General features: G+C 66.6%; 19 protein-coding genes. 13 read left to right on the top strand and 6 right to left on the bottom strand.

The window, feature by feature from the left end:
• The first annotated feature begins 31 nt into the window (after positions 1-31).
• The 5 genes from DSM104440_RS14995 (at position 32) to DSM104440_RS14975 (ending at position 3,071) form a co-directional block, all read left to right on the top strand.
• Positions 32-538: an FKBP-type peptidyl-prolyl cis-trans isomerase gene (locus tag DSM104440_RS14995; RefSeq protein WP_246212017.1), complete on the top strand. Its 507-nt coding sequence runs from the start codon at positions 32-34 to the stop codon at positions 536-538.
• On the top strand, positions 535-1,164 hold the full coding sequence (locus DSM104440_RS14990) for a YbhB/YbcL family Raf kinase inhibitor-like protein (protein WP_171164018.1): 630 nt from the start codon (positions 535-537) through the stop codon (positions 1,162-1,164). Before DSM104440_RS14995 ends, DSM104440_RS14990 begins: the two co-directional genes overlap by 4 nt.
• 188 nt (positions 1,165-1,352) lie before the next feature.
• Positions 1,353-2,108: a competence/damage-inducible protein A gene (locus DSM104440_RS14985; RefSeq protein ID WP_171164016.1), complete on the top strand. Its 756-nt coding sequence runs from the start codon at positions 1,353-1,355 to the stop codon at positions 2,106-2,108.
• Between the two features lie 23 nt (positions 2,109-2,131).
• Positions 2,132-2,488: a YidB family protein gene (locus DSM104440_RS14980; protein WP_171164013.1), complete on the top strand. Its 357-nt coding sequence runs from the start codon at positions 2,132-2,134 to the stop codon at positions 2,486-2,488.
• A 4-nt stretch (positions 2,489-2,492) separates the two neighbouring features.
• Positions 2,493-3,071 carry a histidine phosphatase family protein gene (locus DSM104440_RS14975; protein ID WP_212758096.1) on the top strand — a complete coding sequence of 193 codons (579 nt, stop codon included), beginning with the start codon at positions 2,493-2,495 and terminating at the stop codon, positions 3,069-3,071.
• Here DSM104440_RS14975 and DSM104440_RS14970 read toward each other — a convergent pair.
• Genes DSM104440_RS14970 through DSM104440_RS14945 form a run of 6 tightly spaced genes read right to left on the bottom strand, consistent with a single transcriptional unit; the run spans position 3,068 to position 7,144 of the window.
• Positions 3,068-3,547: a DUF6644 family protein gene (locus DSM104440_RS14970; RefSeq protein ID WP_171164011.1), complete on the bottom strand. Its 480-nt coding sequence runs from the start codon at positions 3,545-3,547 to the stop codon at positions 3,068-3,070. The two genes, DSM104440_RS14975 and DSM104440_RS14970, sit on opposite strands and share 4 nt — an antisense overlap.
• Complete coding sequence (locus DSM104440_RS14965; RefSeq protein WP_171164009.1) at positions 3,544-3,885, bottom strand: DUF6152 family protein; 342 nt, start codon at positions 3,883-3,885, stop codon at positions 3,544-3,546. Before DSM104440_RS14965 ends, DSM104440_RS14970 begins: the two co-directional genes overlap by 4 nt.
• Position 3,886: 1 nt before the next feature.
• Positions 3,887-4,270: an RNA-binding S4 domain-containing protein gene (locus tag DSM104440_RS14960; protein ID WP_171164007.1), complete on the bottom strand. Its 384-nt coding sequence runs from the start codon at positions 4,268-4,270 to the stop codon at positions 3,887-3,889.
• Positions 4,267-4,839: an Ntn hydrolase family protein gene (locus tag DSM104440_RS14955; RefSeq protein WP_171164004.1), complete on the bottom strand. Its 573-nt coding sequence runs from the start codon at positions 4,837-4,839 to the stop codon at positions 4,267-4,269. The genes DSM104440_RS14960 and DSM104440_RS14955 overlap by 4 nt, the downstream gene beginning before the upstream one ends.
• Before the next feature lie 9 nt (positions 4,840-4,848).
• Positions 4,849-6,258 (bottom strand): serine/threonine protein kinase, encoded by a 1,410-nt coding sequence (locus DSM104440_RS14950; protein WP_171164002.1) that lies wholly within the window; start codon positions 6,256-6,258, stop codon positions 4,849-4,851.
• A gap of 10 nt (positions 6,259-6,268) precedes the next feature.
• Positions 6,269-7,144 carry a Tll0287-like domain-containing protein gene (locus tag DSM104440_RS14945; protein WP_171163999.1) on the bottom strand — a complete coding sequence of 292 codons (876 nt, stop codon included), beginning with the start codon at positions 7,142-7,144 and terminating at the stop codon, positions 6,269-6,271.
• 147 nt (positions 7,145-7,291) lie between these two features.
• Here DSM104440_RS14945 and DSM104440_RS14940 point away from each other — a divergent pair, with 147 nt between their 5' ends.
• From DSM104440_RS14940 to DSM104440_RS14905, 8 genes are all read left to right on the top strand, one after another.
• Positions 7,292-8,746: an AMP-binding protein gene (locus tag DSM104440_RS14940; RefSeq protein WP_212758095.1), complete on the top strand. Its 1,455-nt coding sequence runs from the start codon at positions 7,292-7,294 to the stop codon at positions 8,744-8,746.
• Positions 8,743-9,618 carry an alpha/beta fold hydrolase gene (locus DSM104440_RS14935; RefSeq protein WP_171163994.1) on the top strand — a complete coding sequence of 292 codons (876 nt, stop codon included), beginning with the start codon at positions 8,743-8,745 and terminating at the stop codon, positions 9,616-9,618. Before DSM104440_RS14940 ends, DSM104440_RS14935 begins: the two co-directional genes overlap by 4 nt.
• A 10-nt stretch (positions 9,619-9,628) precedes the next feature.
• Positions 9,629-10,684 carry a tartrate dehydrogenase gene (locus tag DSM104440_RS14930; protein ID WP_281356995.1) on the top strand — a complete coding sequence of 352 codons (1,056 nt, stop codon included), beginning with the start codon at positions 9,629-9,631 and terminating at the stop codon, positions 10,682-10,684.
• Between the two features lie 81 nt (positions 10,685-10,765).
• Positions 10,766-11,719 carry a Bug family tripartite tricarboxylate transporter substrate binding protein gene (locus DSM104440_RS14925; protein WP_171163991.1) on the top strand — a complete coding sequence of 318 codons (954 nt, stop codon included), beginning with the start codon at positions 10,766-10,768 and terminating at the stop codon, positions 11,717-11,719.
• 84 nt (positions 11,720-11,803) lie between these two features.
• A complete protein-coding gene (locus DSM104440_RS14920; protein WP_171163989.1) occupies positions 11,804-12,316 on the top strand; it encodes a tripartite tricarboxylate transporter TctB family protein in 513 nt (170 codons plus the stop codon).
• A 12-nt stretch (positions 12,317-12,328) separates the two neighbouring features.
• Positions 12,329-13,843 carry a tripartite tricarboxylate transporter permease gene (locus DSM104440_RS14915; protein WP_212758094.1) on the top strand — a complete coding sequence of 505 codons (1,515 nt, stop codon included), beginning with the start codon at positions 12,329-12,331 and terminating at the stop codon, positions 13,841-13,843.
• Positions 13,844-13,868: 25 nt separating this feature from the next.
• The gene (locus DSM104440_RS14910; RefSeq protein WP_171163987.1) at positions 13,869-14,420 is read left to right on the top strand and encodes an ECF-type sigma factor; all 552 of its coding nucleotides are present in this window, start codon (positions 13,869-13,871) and stop codon (positions 14,418-14,420) included.
• A 39-nt stretch (positions 14,421-14,459) separates the two neighbouring features.
• Positions 14,460-17,045: a serine/threonine-protein kinase gene (locus DSM104440_RS14905; protein WP_171163985.1), complete on the top strand. Its 2,586-nt coding sequence runs from the start codon at positions 14,460-14,462 to the stop codon at positions 17,043-17,045.
• Position 17,046 lies beyond the last annotated feature (1 nt).

Below are 17,046 nucleotides of genomic sequence, written 5' to 3'. Positions count from 1 at the left end.
CCCCTTGAACGCAACTACGAAGGAAATCCCCTTGAAGCAACTGTTCATCCGCACCCTCTCAGTGGCCGCTTTCGCCGCCACCGCTTTCGCCACCAACGCCATCGCGCAGGCGCCCGTGGCGCCCGCGGCGCCCACCTGCGACAACCCCAAGCCGCCGCCGAAGGAACTCGTCGTGAAGGACATCGAGGCCGGCACGGGCCGCCCGGCGAAGTTCCGCACGGCTGTGCTCGTCGGTTACACCGGCTACTTCTACGACGGCTGCAAGCCCGACTTCAAGGGCGAGGAGTTCGACAGCTCCAAGGGCCGCGCCGCACCGCTCGGCTTCATGATCGGCGCGGGCCGCGTGATCAAGGGCTGGGAAGAGGGCCTCATCGGCATGAAGGAAAAGGATTCGACGCGCGTGCTGATCATCCCGCCGGACAAGGCGTATGGCGCCGAGGGCCGTCCGGGCAAGATTCCGCCCAACGCCACGCTCGTCTTCGAGATCTACATGCACGCGTTCGTGCACTACCCGAGCGACGAAGAGAGCAAGCGATGAGACTCACCTCGCGCAGCTTCCAGGACGGCCGCGCGATTCCCGCGCCGCTCGCGTTCTGCGCGCCGGATGCGACGACCCACGCGACGCTCTCGCAGAACCGCAACCCCGATCTCACGTGGGACACCGCTCCGGAGGGCACGAAGTCCTACGTCGTGATCTGCCACGACCCGGACGTGCCCAGCAAGGGCGACGACGTGAACAAGGAAGGGCGCGTGGTCCCGGCATCGCTTCCGCGCGTGGACTTCTTCCATTGGGTCCTGGTGGACCTTCCCGCGTCCGTCACGGCGATCGCGGAAGGCGAGTTCGCCTCCAGCGTCACCGCGAAGGGCAAGCCGGGTCCGAACGCAGCGTACGGCTCGCGCCAGGGCATCAACGACTACACCGGCTGGTTCGCGGGCGACAAGGACATGGGCGGAAACTACTACGGGTACGACGGTCCGTGCCCGCCGTGGAACGACGCGATCGTCCATCACTACGTCTTCACCGTGTTCGCGCTCGACGTCGAGCGGCTCGCCGTCGATGGCGCGTTCACCGGGCACGACGTGCGCAAGGCGATGGAGGGTCATGTGCTTGCGCAGGCCGCGATCACGGGGCTGTACTCACTCAACCCTGCGGTGAAGTTCTAAGGCGAAAATCTTGAAACACGGAGGGCACGGAGGGCACGGAGGGCACGGAGGATGGGAGGTTAGCGCGCATCGTGCGACCGGTAGCGAAAGTGTCGAAACCCTCGTGCCGCTTCCATCTTCTCCGTAGACCTCCTTCCCTCCGTGTCCTCTGTGTCCTCCGTGTTTCAAGGTTTTGAACTAATCCCAACATGATCGGCATCCTCATCATCGGCGACGAGATCCTGTCGGGCAAAAGGCAGGACAAGCATTTCGCGAAAGCGGTGGAGATCCTCGGCGCGCGGGGGCTGGAGCTCGCGTGGGCCCAGTACCTCGGCGACGATCCCGCGTTCATCACCGCGACGCTGCGGCGCACGCTCGCCACGACCGACATCGTGTTTTCCTTCGGGGGCATCGGCGCCACGCCCGATGACCACACGCGCCAGTGCGCGGCGGCGGCGCTCGGGCGCGAGCTCGCGGCGCATCCCGACGGGCTCAAGGAGCTGGAAGCGCGGTTCCCGAACGATCCGGCGCAGATCACGCCGCACCGCGTGAACATGGTGACGTTCCCGGTGGGCTCATCGATCATCCCGAACCCGTTCAACCGTATTCCGGGGTTCAGCGTGAACTCGCATTACTTCGTGCCCGGGTTTCCCGAGATGGCCTGGCCGATGATGGAGTGGGTGCTCGACACCAAGTACGCGCACCTGCATCGCGCGGTGAAGCCGCTCGAGGAAGCGATCATCGTGCAGGTGGGCGAATCGAAGCTGATCGACATCATGGATGCCGTGGTGCGCGACTATCCCGACCTCAAGCTCGCGAGCCTTCCGCAGAACGTGGATGGCGGCTATCGCGTCGAGCTCTCCGTGCGCGGCGATCCTGCGCGCGTCCCCATCGCGATGGCCTACGTGCGCGCCGAAGTCGCGAAGCTGGGCTACGATTTCACCGACCGGCCCCCGCGCCGGTAGTCGTCCAACGTCAGGAGGTAGCCATGGGACTGCTCGATCAACTGTTCGATGGTGTGCTCGACATGGTGAACGACCCGCGCAACGGTGGGCTTGAAGGCCTCGTGCGCATGTTCCAGGATCGCGGCCTCGGCGGCCTCGTCGATTCGTGGGTCTCGACGGGACGCAACCTTCCCATCTCCGCCGAGCAATTGCAGCAGGTGCTCGGCCACGACCGGCTCGGCTCGCTCGCGAAGGGCCTGGGCATGTCCAACGACGATTTCTCGTCGAAGCTTTCGCAGCTGCTTCCCGGCGTTGTCGACACGCTCACGCCCGGCGGCAAGTTGCCCGATGCGAGCGGCCTCGAACAACAGCTCGGTTCACTGCGCAACCGGAAGGGCTGAGACGTTGCGAGTCGCGCTGCAGGCGCTGCTGGCCGGCATGCTGCTGGCCGCGGCTAGCGCGGCCTCGGCGGACGCTGACGAAGCCGCACTGTGGAAGCGTTTGCGCGAAGGCGGCTACGTGCTCTTCATCCGCCACGCGGAGACGGTGCCGGGGATGGGCGATCCGGCGGGCTACAAGCTCGACGACTGCGCGACGCAACGCAATCTTTCCGATGAAGGCCGCGATCACGCGAAGCGCATGGGCGCGCGCTTCAAGAAGGAACGTGTGCATGTCGAGCGCGTGTATTCGAGCCCCTGGTGCCGCTGCCGCGACACAGGCACGCTCGCGTTCGGCAAGAGCGAGGACTGGAGCCCGCTCTCGTCGATCTTCGATTTCCCCGACCGCGAGACCGACTACACCGAGCGCGTGAAGAAGCGCGTGAGCCAGTACGGCGTGCACAAGCCCAAGGGCAACGTCGTGATGGTCACGCACAACGTGAACATCGCCGCGCTCACCAAGCTTTCCGTCGCGCAGGGCGAGATCGTCGTCGTGCGGCCCGACGGATGCTGCAGCTTCAAGGTGGTGGGGCGGCTGAAGGTCTAGAGGTAGGCGAGCAGCCGGCCGCAGCTGATCACGCCCAGCCAGATCACGAGCGACACCGCGACCGAGAGCTTCGCGCCCCACGGAGCGGCTACACCGGTGTCCCAGTCCTTCACGGATTGATACGGGCCCGTGTGGAAGATCGCCGCGTTGATGCCCGCGAGCAGCAGCAGGCCCATCTTCACCTGGAACGCGCGATTGCCGATGAAGTCGCTCGCGTGGGCGGAGAACATCGCCGAACCCGTCGGGACGATGATCAAGAGCGCGCCCCAGCTCCACGGCAGCAAGTGGCGGGAGAGGGCGCGTACCGAGATCTGCTTCGAGAGGCCCAGCACGCGAAGGTCGAACATCACCACGCTGCCCACCAGCAGGACGAAGCCCACGATGTGCGCGATCTCCACCGCCGGGTAGAGCCACAGCATCTCCCGCATCGCGCGGGCGAAGGCCAGCTGCTCGATGGGATTGTCCGATGGCGTCATCGCAACTCGATCGTCTTGCCGCCCGCGGTGATGCGCTCGGCCCTCATTTCCGTGGGCTTCTCGCGATTGGGGTAGCCCACGACGGTGACCGTGCTGCCCGGCTTGATGGCATCGGGCGCGAGACCGCGGTTTTCCATGCGCGAGGGCGGCGCCAGGACCGCGGTCCAGGTCTTGCCGTCGGCCTCGAGGCGGACGTGGCCGTGCGGGTGCTCGTAGCCGGAGGCGATGACCTTGCCGGTGAGAGTGAGCGTCTTCGACGAGTCGTACTCGCTCCATCCGTGATGGGCCATTGCCGGCAGGGCCAGCGAGAATGCAGCGGTGATGAAGGGACGGTTCATGTCATTCCTCGTCCTGGGAATACAGCCATTTCTCGTAGTCGCGCCGCGACTTCTTCGTCGGGCGCCCCTTGAAGACCGGCGGTCCCGCGGCCTTCATCTCCGTGGCGATCGCTTCGCGTTTCGCCTTGCTCGCCGCGGTTTCCTCGTACAGCGCCTGCGCTTCCGGCGCGCCGCCGCGCTTCTCGGAGAGCGCGCGCACGACGATGACGAATTCGAAGGGCGGGCGGCGAATCGCGAGCGTGTCGCCGATCTTCACGGTCTTTGCCGGCTTCGCGCGTTCGCCGTTGATCGAGACGCGCCCGCCCGTGATGGCCTCGACCGACAGCGTGCGCGTCTTGAAGAAGCGCGCCGCCCAGAGAAACTTGTCGAGCCGGACCGCGCTCACGCCGCGGTGAGCTTCACCGTGTGCAGGGCCATCGGCAGCGCGGTGCCCGTGTCGAACTCGGCGCCCGCGGTGACCGCGGCCTCGGCAACCGCCGCCGCGCTCTTCGCCTTCGGGTACGTGGTGAACATCGCGCCCAGCGCGAAGTCGCGGCCCGAGCCGATCGCCCAGAAACGGTCGAAGTCGAACACTTCGCGCATCGAGTACACCGCGAAGATCCCCGAGGGGTTCGCGATCATCAGCGTCATCTGGCTCGACTCGTAGGGATCGTCGTCTTCCTCCTTGGGATTGAGGAAGGCTTCGTCCTTGAGCATCGGGTGGAGCTTGCGGAACGATTCGTAGATCGCCGTCTTGCCGTTGAGGTCCAGCCCCTTGGTGCGCGCGAGCAGGTTCTCGAGCACGAGCTGGTGGGCCGCGCTGCCGGCAACACCGATGAACGAACCGTTGTATTCCACGATCTTGTGCGGGCTGCGATCGTAGGCGGGCGCGAGGCGCGTCGACCCGAAGGTGGTCAGCGAATCGGAAGCGATCACGGCTTCCTCGCCCTTGCGGACGACGACGATGGTGGTCATGCCCCTATTCTACTGGCCCAGCTCGGCGAGGAAGGCCTGGCGCTCTTCGTCGGAGTCGATGTGGGCGGCGAGCTGGGTGTAGAGCTCACGCATGTTGCCCGACTTGCTGGCCGCTTCCTTGATGAGCACGCGGGCGAGCGGTCCTACATAGCTCGCGAGCTGCTTTTCCGCCCGCGCGAGCGTCTCGGGCGTGAAGTTGATGCGCGTCCGGTGGCTGGGCGGCGTGGCGGTCTGCGTGCTCGACGGCAAGGGCTGGGTCTTGCCCGGCTCGCTGGCGCGCAGCTTCGAGACCTTGGCGAGGAAGGCCTTGCGCTCCTCGCCCGTGGGAATGTTCTCCGCGAGCATCTGGCAGAAGTCCTCGATGCTGGTGGCTTCGCCTTGCCCGCGCTTGATCAGCACCTTCGCGAGCGGGCCGATGTGGCGCGAGAGCGAGCGTTCGAGCTCGGCGATGGTTTCGGGCGACAGCGACAGCTCGGCCTTCGCCGGCGGCGGCATCGGCATCTTCGTGCGCGTGAGCTCCGCCTTCGCGGCCGCATGGGGGGCGAGCGTGCGCTCGGGATCGGAACGCACCGGCGCGCCGCTCACGGTCTTGCCCTGCAGCGCCTGCAGCAGCGCGATCTGGAATTCCTTCGCGCCGGGGAAGCGATCGTCGGCCTTCTTCGCGAGGGCGCGGGCGACCACGGCATCGAAGCCTTGGGGCAGCGCCGCATTGATCGACGAGGGCGGTTCGGGCGAAACCTGCAGCACCTTGTGCATCACCGCGGCGGGCGTCTCCGCGATGAACGGGCTGCGGCCGGTGAGCAGCTCGTAGAGGATCACGCCGGAGGACCAGAGGTCGGCGCGGCCGTCGGCGGGAATGCCCATCAGTTGTTCGGGCGCCATGTGCGTGGGCGTGCCCACGACCGTGCCCACCTGCGTGAGCGAAGACGATTCGAGCCGCGCGATCCCGAAGTCCATGATCTTCACCTTCGGGCCGGGCATGATCATGAGGTTCGCGGGCTTGATGTCGCGGTGCACCACGCCCTGCTTGTGCGAATAGTCGAGGGCGGCGAGCAGCTGCTTCATGATCTCGAAGATGTCGATCAGCTCGAAGCGGCGCTGTTCCTTGAAGAAGCTGCGCAGCTCCTGGCCGTCGACGTACTCCATGACGATGTAGGCCATGTCGTTTTCGTCGCCGTACTCGTAGACGCCGACGATGCCCGGGTGCTGCAGCCGGCCGCCGGCCTGCGCTTCGCGCTTGAAGCGCGCGATGGCTTCCTGCATCTCCGCGGCCTCGAGGTACTCCGCGAGGATCGTCTTTACCGCGACCCGGCGTTCGATGATCGGGTCGAAGCCCTCGTAGACCATCCCCATCGCGCCCTTGCCCAGGGCGCGAGTGATCTTGTACTTGCCGATCTTCGGCGGGATGGTGTCGGCCATGCGGATTCGCTCAGCGTTCGATCAGCTTCATCGCCTTCTGCAGGCTGCGGCGCATGCGGTTGAACGAAGTCGACAGCGTGCTGATCTCGTCCTTGCCGCTGCCCTTGAACTCGGGCACGTCGAAGTCGCCGGTGGAAATCTTGTCGGCAGCCTCCGAGAGGATCGAGATGGGCCGGATGATCATCACCGACAGCATGATGTTCAACACGATGAAGGTCACCACGAAGATGCCCGCGAGTGAGCCCATGAACGTGATGAAGGCCTGGTCCGCATTCTTGATCGGCAGCGACATCGGCACCGACACGACCTGCGCGCCGACGATCTCCTGGTGCTTCCAGCCGAAGCCGTTGTTCTCGCCGTAGAGCTTCACCATCGAGGCCGGGGCTTCCGCGGGCGTCGTGTGGCAGGCGAGGCAGGCCTTGTCCTTGATCTGGATGGGACGCGCGAGATAGAGCATCGGGCCGGTCGGGGTGTCGCGCTCGCCGGTAAGCTCGCTCAGCGTCCCGGAAGCGTTGCGGAACGCATTCACCACATCCGTTTCCCACTCCACCGCACGGTTGCGCGGGTTCGTCGGGTTGAGCGTGGCTTCCTTGTAGCTGTAGTCGGGATACTTTTTACGCAGAGTCGTGAATGTCTCGGCGGCGGCATACGCAGGCACCGATTGCGGCAGGAAATTCTCCGCGAGCTGGGATTCCAGGTGCGGCTTCACTTGCGAAACCGTATAGCCGCGCACGGAGAGCGCCGCTTCCAGCATCAGGCCGGCCGAGCGCAGGACTTCCTGCTTGGCGTTGTTCTGGAGCAGGCGATGCGAGACGTAGGCCGAAACGGCCATGCCCGCCGCAAAAACGAGGAACAAAACGATGTTGAACTTGAGTCGCAGGCCCATTTTCCCTCCCGGTAAGCCCCAATTACGCGACATAGTACGCTCTGGATGCGCCCGTTTACCCCGGAATATTCGGCATTCCGGCCCCCCAGACACCCCGTGAATCCCGTTTCCTGGCTCGATAGTGCGGTCCGTCACACACCTGACGCGGTGGCGGTGTACCGCGGTGCGGCGCCGTGGGCCTCCTACAGGCGACTGGCCGGGCGCGTCGGCGGGCTGGCCGCCGCCCTGCGCGGACCGATGGGCCTGGCCGCCGGCGACCGCGTGGCGATCGTCATGCGCAACCTTCCGCAATATCTCGAGGCGATGTACGCCGCGTGGTGGGCCGGGCTCGCGGCCGTGCCGGTCAATTCGAAACTGCATGCGCGCGAGGTGGCCTACATCCTCGAGCACAGCGGCGCGCGCGCGGTGTTCGCGAGCGACGACTGGCGGGAGGGCCTTTCGGCTGCCACCGTTCCGGTGATCGAAGCGGGCTCGCGCGAATACGATCGCCTCGCGGCAAGCGCACCCATGGCAGCGTCACCGGCTGCCGCCGATGCATTGGCGTGGCTGTTCTACACGAGCGGCACGACCGGCCGGCCCAAGGGCGCGATGCTCTCGCATGCAAACCTCGCGGCGATGACGCAGGCGTATTTCGCGAGCGTCGATGAAGTGCTCGTGCAGGGCCGGCTGCTGCACGCCGCGCCGCTTTCGCATGGCTCGGGTCTCTACACGTTCACGCACCTTGCGCGCGGCGCGGCGCAGGTGATCCCGGAATCGGGCGGGTTCGATGCCGCCGAGGTGCTCGAGCTCCTCGAGCGCCACGAGAACGTGTCGATGTTCGCGGCACCCACGATCGTGCGGCGGCTCGTCGACGCAGGCATGGCCTCCGGCGCGCGCGCTCCCGGTCTCCAGACACTCATCTATGGAGGCGGGCCGATGTACACCGCGGACATCCGGGCCGCGATGCGCGTGTTCGGCAATCGCTTCGCGCAGATCTACGGGCAGGGCGAGAGCCCGATGACCATCACCGCGCTTTCGAAATCCCATCACGGTGACACCGCACATCCGCGCTACGCGCAGCGCCTGGCGTCGGTCGGTATCGCGCACGCCGGCACCGAGGTCGCGATTCGCGATGGCGAGGGACGCGACCTGCCCGCGGGTGACGTGGGCGAAATCTGCGTGCGTGGCGCCACCGTGATGGCGGGTTACTGGAACGATCCGGCCGCGACCGCGAAAGCCCTGCGCGACACCTGGCTGTGGACCGGCGACATCGGCGCTCTCGATGCCGACGGCTTCCTCACGCTCAAGGACCGCAGCAAGGACGTGATCATCAGCGGCGGCTCGAACATCTATCCGCGCGAGGTGGAAGAAGTGCTCCTCACCCATCCGGCGGTGGCGGAAGTCGCGGTCGTCGGCCGGCCCGATCCGGAGTGGGGTGAAGTCGTCGTGGCTTTCGTCGTGGCGCGCGGCCCGCGCCCGCCCGTCGAGGAACTCGACCGCCTGTGTCTCGAGCGCATCGCGCGCTTCAAGCGGCCCAAGGATTACCGCTATCTGGATGCGCTGCCCAAGAACAATTACGGAAAGGTCCTCAAGACCGAGTTGCGTAAACTGGCCGCTCCATGACGAGTCCGCTTTTCGAGGGTTTCCGCAGCTTCCGCGCTCCCGGCGACGGCATCGACGTCGCGGGCGTCACGGGCGGTGCCGGCCCGCCGCTGCTCCTTCTTCACGGCTATCCGCAGACCCATGCGATCTGGCACAGGATTGGTGCGCGGCTCGCGAAGCGCTACACGGTCGTCGCCCCCGACCTGCGCGGGTACGGCGATTCGGGCAAGCCCAGGGGAACCGCGGATCACGCGAATTATTCCAAGCGCACGATGGGCGCGGACATGGTCGCGGCCATGAAGCACCTGGGCCACGAGCGGTTCTTCCTCGCGGGCCACGATCGCGGGGGCCGTGTCGCGCATCGCCTGGCGATGGATCATCCCGCGGCAGTCACGAAAGTCGCGGTGCTCGACATCGCGCCCACGCTCGCGATGTACGAGCAGACCACGGAAGCCTTCGCGCGCGCCTACTGGCACTGGTTCTTCCTGATCCTGCCCCCACCCGTGCCGGAGAAAGCGATCGGCGCGGACGCGATCTACTTCCTGCGCGCGAAGTTCGGCGCCGGGGCGGCGTTCATCGCGCCCGAGGCGATGGCCGAGTACGAGCGCTGCTTCACGCCGGAGACGATCCACGGAAGTTGCGAGGACTATCGCGCCGCCGCCGGCATCGATCTCGAGCACGATCGCGCCGACCGCACCGCGGGGCGCAAGCTCGCGTGCCCGCTCCTGGCGCTCTGGGGCGCGAACGGTGTGGTCGAGCGCTGTTTCAAGCCCCTCGACGAATGGCGCAAGGTCGCGGACGATGTCCGCGGGCGCGCGCTCGCAGGCGGGCACTATCTGCCGGAAGAAAGGCCCGACGATGTCGCCGGAGCCTTCGAGGAATTCTTTACGTGAGGAGAAGCGATTGAAGACGTACCGCATCGCCGTCGTCGCCGGGGACGGCATCGGCAACGAAGTCATGCCCGAGGGCATCCGCGTGCTCGATGCCGTGGGCCGCAAGTACGGTTTCGGTTTCCATTGGGACGAGAAGCCGTGGAGCTGCGAGTACTACGCGAAGCACGGCCACATGATGCCCGCCGATGGCCTCGCGCAGATCCGCAACCACGACGCGATCTACCTCGGGGCCGTGGGCTTTCCCGGCGTGCCCGACCACGTGTCGCTGTGGGGACTGCTCATCCCGATCCGCCGCGAGTTTCAGCAGTACGTGAATCTGCGGCCGGTGCGCCTGATGCCCGGCGTGCCTTCGCCGCTCGCCAACCGCAAGCCCGGGGACATCGACTTCTGGGTCGTGCGCGAGAACAACGAGGGCGAGTATTCGTCGATCGGCGGAAAGATGTACGCCGGCCTGGAATCGGAGTTCGTCACGCAGCTCACCATTCTCAGCAAGAAGGGAACGGACCGCATCATGCGCTTCGCCTTCGAGCTCGCGAAGAAGCGCAAGCGCAAGCACGTCACGTCCGCCACGAAGTCCAACGGCATCGCGATCACCATGCCGTACTGGGACGAGCGTTTCAAGGCGATCTCCGCCGAATACCCGGACATCAAGACCTCGTCGTACCACATCGACATCCTCACGGCGCACTTCGTCCAGCACCCGGACTGGTTCGACGTCGTCGTGGGCACGAACCTCTTCGGCGACATCCTTTCCGACCTCGGCCCCGCGTGCACCGGAACGATCGGCATCGCGCCGGGCGCGAACATCAACCCGGAAAAGGAATTCCCGTCGTGCTTCGAACCGGTGCATGGCAGCGCGCCGGACATCGCGGGCAAGGGCATTGCCAATCCGATCGGGCAGATCTGGTCGGGCGCGATGATGCTCGATCACCTGGGCCACGGCGATGCGTCCGACGCGATCGTCGCCGCCATCGAGAAGGTCCTGAAGGACGGGCCGCGCACGCGCGACATGGGCGGCACGGCCAACACCGTGGAGGTCGGCAAGGCCATCGCCGCGGCGATCTAGACAAATGAATGGGGTCTGACCCCATTATTTTTTTGTAACAAGAAATTGGGGGATCACCCCATCAACTCGAGGAGATGAACGATGAAACGACGCGACTTCATGGTGGCAGGCGGCGCGCTCGCCACTTCGCTGGCCTTCCCTGCGCGGGCAGCCTTTCCCGAAAAACCGGTCCGCTACATCATTCCCTTCGCGCCTGGCGGCGAGTCGGACGTGGCGGCGCGCTTCCAGCAGGCGCCGTTCCGGAAGCTCTTCGGCCAGGAGCTGGTGGTCGAGTCCAAGCCCGGTGCGGGCGGCGCGCTCGCGTGGTCCCAGCTCAACACGTTCCCCGGTGACGGCTACGTGGTGATGGGCACGAACCTGCCGCACATCGTGCTCCAGCCCCTCGAAGGCAACGTGCAGTACAAGACCGAGGACATCACCAACATCCACTTCTTCCAGTACACGCCCGACGCGATCATCGTGAGGAACGAGTCGCCGTTCAAGACGTATGCGGACCTCGTGGCGGCGGCGAAGGCCGCGCCGGGCAAGCTCAACTTCGCCGGCTCGGGGACGAACTCCGCGAACCACGCGGCGCACGAGCGTCTCAATCACGCCGCGGGCATCAAGACCACGTACGTTCCCTTCAAGGGCACGGGCGACCTCGTCGCTTCGCTCCTGGGCGGCCACGTCGATGGCGCGATGTCGTACTCGACGCTCGCCCTGCTGCAGAAGGGCAAGTGCCGCGTGCTCGCGGTCGCGACGGAAAAGCGCCTCGCGCTCTTCCCGGACACGCCCACGTTCAAGGAGCTCGGCATGACCGACTGGGTCGACGGGGCCTTCCGCGGCATCGGCGTTCCCAAGTCGACGCCGGAGGATCTTCGCAAGCGCCTTTCGGACATGTTCGCCGCGGTGAACGCCGATCCGGAGTTCAGGAAGAACATGCTCGACGGGGGCTTCGAGCTCGCCGACATCACCTACGACAAGATGCCCGCTTTCGTGGCGGAACGGACGAAGAAGTACCTGGAGGTCGCGAAGCTGATGGGCCTGGCTAAATAAGGCGCGACTGTTGCACTGCGTCATTGCGCGACGGCCCGATGCTGACATAATCGGTCCGTTGCGCACCTTGAAAATCGAGCTCCCATGAAGATCAACAAATCCACGGATTTCTGGGGCGGCGTCATGTTCGCCGCGATCGGCCTCGTCTTCGCGGTCATCGCGTTCGGCGTGAAGCTCGGCGACATCGTGATTCTCCCCGGCTACGCGATGGGCACCGCGGCGCGGATGGGCCCCGCCTACTTCCCCTTCTGGCTCGGCGTCATCCTTTTCATCATCGGCGTCATGATCGCGCTCCCCGGCCTCAAGGGGAAAGGCAAGACGGTGGAGAAATTCCACTGGGGCCCGATCGGGTTCGTCCTCGGGGGCGTGTGCCTCTTCGGCGTGCTGCTCAAGCCCATGGGCATGCCGGTGGCCGCGCTCGTGCTCGTGGTCGTCGCCAGCATGGGCAGCCACGACTTCAAGTGGAAGCCCGTGATCTTCCTCGCGCTGGGCCTGATCGTCTTCTCGGCCGCGGTGTTCGTCTACGGACTGAAGCTCCCGATTCCGCTGTGCCCGAACCTGGATTCCCTCCAGGAACTGCGGCTCTGCCGCGGCTAGAAAGACAACGACATGATGGAAATCTTCGGCAACCTCGCAATGGGCTTCGGCGTCGCGCTGACGTTCACGAACATCATGTACTGCTTCATCGGCGTGATGCTCGGCACGCTGATCGGCGTCCTTCCCGGCATCGGACCGATCGCGACGATCTCCATGCTGCTGCCGGCAACGTTCGTGCTGCCGCCGGTCTCCGCGCTGATCATGCTCGCGGGCATCTACTACGGCGCGCAATACGGCGGCTCGACGACCGCGATCCTCGTGAACCTCCCCGGGGAGGTCTCATCGGTGGTCACCTGTCTCGATGGCTACCAGATGGCGAGGCAGGGCAACGCCGGCAAGGCGCTGGGCATCTCGGCGCTTTCGTCGTTCTTCGCCGGCACGGTGGCCACGTTCCTGATCGCGGGGTTCGCCCCGCCGCTCGCCGAGCTCGCGCTGAAATTCGGTCCTGCCGACTACTTCTCGCTCATGGTGCTCGGATTGATAGCGGCCGTGGTTCTGGCGCACGGCTCGCTCATCAAGGCGATCGCGATGATCCTTCTCGGACTGCTGCTGGGCCTCATCGGCACGGACGTGAATTCCGGCGTCGCGCGCTACAACCTCGGCATGCCCGAGCTGATCGATGGCGTGGGCATCGGCGTGGTCGCGATGGGTGTGTTCGGCTTCGCGGAGATCATTCGCAACCTCGAGCAAGGGGAGAAGCGAGAGGTGTTCACGAAGAGCATCCACGGCCTGTTGCCCAATTGGTCGGACATCAAGCAGGCGTCCCTTCCAACTCTTCGCGGAACCACGCTGGGCGCGATGCTGGGCATCCTCCCCGGCGGTGGGCCGGTGCTCGGCGCGTTCTCGGCCTATACGCTGGAAAAGAAGCTCGCGAAGGATCCGAGCCGCTTCGGCAAGGGCGCCATCGAAGGCGTCGCGGCTCCGGAGTCGGCGAACAACGCGGCGGCGCAGACCTCGTTCATCCCGCTGCTCACGCTGGGCATTCCGTCCAACCCGGTGATGGCGCTGATGATCGGCGCGATGATCATCCACGGCATCCAGCCCGGCCCGCAGATCATGACCGCGAAGCCCGAGCTCTTCTGGGGAATGATCGCCTCGATGTGGGTCGGCAACTTCCTGCTCGTGGTGCTGAATCTCCCGCTGATCGGCCTGTGGGTGAAGCTCCTTTCCGTGCAGTACCGCTTCCTTTATCCCGCGATCCTCGTGTTCTGCTGCATCGGCGTGTACTCGATCAACAACGCGACGATGGACGTCTACCTCACGGCGCTCTTCGGCCTCATCGGCTACGTCTTCATCAAGCTCGACTGCGAGCCCGCGCCGCTGCTGCTGGGCTTCGTGCTGGGGCCGATGATGGAAGAGAACCTGAGGCGTGCACTCCTGCTCTCGCGCGGCGATCCCGCGGTGTTCTTCACGCGGCCCATCAGCGCCACGCTGCTCGTGATCGCCGGCCTGCTGCTGGTCATCGTGTTCGCGCCGTCCATCTCGAAGAAGCGCGAGGAAGCGTTCCAGGAACCGCCCCCGGTTTGACCGGGGAGCCCATCGGGAGACGGCCGTGAGCGAAATCGCTTCGGCCCTTGAGCGCCTCGAAAGCGGGGACCGGGCGGCCCTCGACCGGGCCTTCGAGGCGTTCTACCCGGACCTCAAGCGCATTGCCCACGCGCGGTTGCGCGGCACGGGCCTCAACGGGCAGCTGCAGACCACGGCGCTGGTCAATGAGAGCTACCTCAAGCTCGCCTCCGGCCCGACACGGGCCTTTCCCGATCGCCTGCATTTCATCGCCTACGCCGCGCGCACGCTGCGAACCCTCATCATCGATGCGGTTCGCGAGGAGCGCGCGTTGCGCCGGGGCGGCGGCGCCGAGATCGTCACCCTCGATACGGCCGCGGGCGCGGGCCTCCCGCCTTCGCTCGACCTCGAGCGCGTCGACGATGCGCTCACCAGCCTTGCCACCATCGACCCGCCGCTCGCGCGCCTGGTGGAGATGCGTTTCTTCGGTGGCCTCACCGAGCCTGAGGTCGCCACCGCCCTGGGCATCTCGGAGCGAACCGTGCGCCGCGAATGGCAGAAGGCGCGCGCCCTGCTGCTCACGTTGATCGGCGACTAGTGGCCGGATTTCCGGCGGCACTGCGTTAGGAAGGCATGGATGGCCGATTCTTCTCCTGAGGCGGCGGTGAACCTCTCGCGCGAAACCTGGAAGCGCCTCGAGCCCTTGCTCGCCTCGGCATTCGACATGGAAGCCGAGGCGCGCGAGCGCTGGCTCGCCGGGCTCGATGCCACCGAGCCCGAGCTCGCACCGATGCTGCGACGCCTCGTCGCGAACCACATTCGCGCGGAACACTCCGGATCGCTGGAGACGGTGCCCAAGCTCGCGCCGCCGCCGCCTTCGCACAGCGCGTGGACCGCGGGCCAGGGCATCGGTCCGTTCACGCTCGAGCGGCCCCTCGGCCGCGGCGGCATGGGCGAGGTCTGGCTTGCGGAGCAATCCGATGGCCGCATCACGCGTCACGTCGCGCTGAAGCTCCCCGCCGCGTGGCTTTCCGGCGAGCACTGGCAGGAGCGCTTCCGCCGCGAGCGCGACATCCTCGCGAAGCTCACGCATCCGAACATCGCGCGGCTCTACGATGCGGGCGTGACGGACGCGGGCCAGCCGTGGCTCGCGATGGAGTACGTGGACGGCCATTCGCTGCTCGACGCGGCGAAGGCCCGCAGCCTCGATACGAATGCGCGCATCGCGCTCTTCCGGCAGGTGCTCGCGGCGGTTTCGCACGCGCATCGCCACCTCGTCGTGCATCGCGACTTGAAGCCCGCCAACATCCTCGTCGACGCGTCGGGCCAGGTGAAGCTGCTCGACTTCGGGATCGCGAAGCTTCTCGATGAGGCGGAGGTTCCGGAAGGCGCACGCGATCTCACCCGGCTTGGGGGCCGTGTGATGACGCTGCGCTACGCCGCACCCGAGCAGGCCGCGGGCGAAGCAATCACGACCGCCACGGATATCTACGCGCTGGGTGTGCTGCTCTACGAACTGCTCTCGGGAGCGTCGCCCTATACGGCAGTGCGCGAGGGGCGCAGCTTCCACGAGGCCACGCTGCTGCAGTCCGAGGTCACGGCCCCATCGTCCATTGCTTCAGCGCGCTCCCTTGCGGGCGATCTCGATGCGATCCTCCTCAAGGCATTGCGTCGCGATCCGGCCGCGCGCTATGCGTCGATCGAAGCGTTCGACACCGACCTCGCCGCGCATCTCGCACACCGGCCGGTGGCTGCGCGCGCCGGCACCTGGCGTTATCTCGCCGGCCGCTTCGTGCGCCGTCATCGACTGCCGATCGCCACGGCCGCGGGCGTCGTGATCGCGCTCGCGGTGGGCCTCGTGATCGCCATCGGCCAGCGCGAACGGGCGGAGCGCCACTTCGCGAGCGTGCGAAGCCTCGCGAACACGATCATGTTCGACCTCTACGATGCGATCGACAAGGTCGACGGCACGCTGGCCGCGCGCCGCCTGCTCGCGGACACGTCGCTCAAGTATCTCGACAACCTCGCCGCGGAATCGGCCGGCGACGATTCCCTGCAGCTCGAGCTCGCCACGGCGTATCGAAAAGTGTCGGAGATCCTCGGCCAGCCCAATCGCGCGAACCTCGGCGAGCCCGAGCGCGCCGCGCAGGTGATTGCCAAGGCGCGGTCGATCCTCACGCCGCTCGAGGCGAGGCACCCGGACGACCTCGCCTTGCTGCGGGAGTTGCGGACGGTGCTCGACCACAGCGCCAACTTCCTCGCGCAGCGCAGCGACGCGCGGATGCACGAGACGATTACCTCCGCCGTCCGCGTGGCCGAGCACGCCATGAAGCAGCCGGGTGCGACGCTGGACGATCGCCTCGCGTGGCTCGACGTCCGGACCAATCGCGCGGCCTTCACGGACGTCGTGTCCGCCAATCGCCCCGGCGCGTTGGCGGAGCTGCGTCCGGTGATGGTGGAGCTCGAAGCGCTGGTGCGGGCGCATCCGGAGAGTCTTCGCGCGCGCCTGGTGCTGGCCTACGCCAATCGCCGCGCGGCGGTCGCGACGATCGATCCGCAGCGGCGGTTCGAGACGGCGCCGGCGGCCCTGCCGTTCAGTGAAAGGGCGCTTGCGCTGCTGCACGAGCTCGTGGTGTCGCCCGCGGCCACGCGCAGCATGCGCATGACCCTGACGTTCACGCTGGGCGAGTATGCCGAGGCCCTGTTCTGGTCGGGAAAGACCGAAGCCGCCTATGCCGCGATCAACGAGGCCCTGGCGAACTCGCGCACCATGTTCGCCGCCGAGCCGGGCGACGCCCAGGTCCTCGTCTGGCACGCCTTCACCCTCGGGCGGGCGGCGGTTGGCGCGATGACGCTCGGTCACCTCGATCTTGCGATCGAGCACGGCCGCGAGGCCAATGCGATCTTCGCGAGGATCCCCCCGGATGCGCAGCGCGCCCGCGACGCAAGCAACGTCCAATCGCAAGCGCAGATCTCGCTGGCCGATGCCCTCATCACCCGTGCGCGAAGCGCGAAGGCGTCCCCGGCGGCGCGGCGCGCGGACCTCGCCGAGGCGAAGATCCTTTACGCGGCGGGGTTGGCCTTCATCGACCGGGCGATCGCCGAGAAATGGGGCGATGTTCCCGTGAAATACGTCGCGGAGCTGCGCGCGGCCGCCCTCTCGGTGGACCAGCAGCTGGCCGCCCTCGATCGCGGTGCGCCGGGGACCTCGCCGCCGCGTTGAC

Source organism: Usitatibacter palustris (genome assembly GCF_013003985.1).
Classification (GTDB): domain Bacteria; phylum Pseudomonadota; class Gammaproteobacteria; order Burkholderiales; family Usitatibacteraceae; genus Usitatibacter; species Usitatibacter palustris.
The sequence above is the reverse complement of the archived record's forward strand: the minus strand, read 5'-3'. Positions and strand labels throughout refer to the sequence as shown.

Coding starts and splice junctions, on each gene's coding strand:
- DSM104440_RS14985 (WP_171164016.1), top strand. CDS start 1,353: ATGATCGGCATCCTCATCATCGGCGACGAGATCCTGTCGGGCAAAAGG.
- DSM104440_RS14925 (WP_171163991.1), top strand. CDS start 10,766: ATGAAACGACGCGACTTCATGGTGGCAGGCGGCGCGCTCGCCACTTCG.
- DSM104440_RS14950 (WP_171164002.1), bottom strand. CDS start 6,258: ATGGCCGACACCATCCCGCCGAAGATCGGCAAGTACAAGATCACTCGC.
- DSM104440_RS14945 (WP_171163999.1), bottom strand. CDS start 7,144: ATGGGCCTGCGACTCAAGTTCAACATCGTTTTGTTCCTCGTTTTTGCG.
- DSM104440_RS14970 (WP_171164011.1), bottom strand. CDS start 3,547: ATGACGCCATCGGACAATCCCATCGAGCAGCTGGCCTTCGCCCGCGCG.
- DSM104440_RS14965 (WP_171164009.1), bottom strand. CDS start 3,885: ATGAACCGTCCCTTCATCACCGCTGCATTCTCGCTGGCCCTGCCGGCA.
- DSM104440_RS14915 (WP_212758094.1), top strand. CDS start 12,329: ATGATGGAAATCTTCGGCAACCTCGCAATGGGCTTCGGCGTCGCGCTG.
- DSM104440_RS14980 (WP_171164013.1), top strand. CDS start 2,132: ATGGGACTGCTCGATCAACTGTTCGATGGTGTGCTCGACATGGTGAAC.
- DSM104440_RS14935 (WP_171163994.1), top strand. CDS start 8,743: ATGACGAGTCCGCTTTTCGAGGGTTTCCGCAGCTTCCGCGCTCCCGGC.
- DSM104440_RS14990 (WP_171164018.1), top strand. CDS start 535: ATGAGACTCACCTCGCGCAGCTTCCAGGACGGCCGCGCGATTCCCGCG.
- DSM104440_RS14905 (WP_171163985.1), top strand. CDS start 14,460: ATGGCCGATTCTTCTCCTGAGGCGGCGGTGAACCTCTCGCGCGAAACC.
- DSM104440_RS14955 (WP_171164004.1), bottom strand. CDS start 4,839: ATGACCACCATCGTCGTCGTCCGCAAGGGCGAGGAAGCCGTGATCGCT.
- DSM104440_RS14920 (WP_171163989.1), top strand. CDS start 11,804: ATGAAGATCAACAAATCCACGGATTTCTGGGGCGGCGTCATGTTCGCC.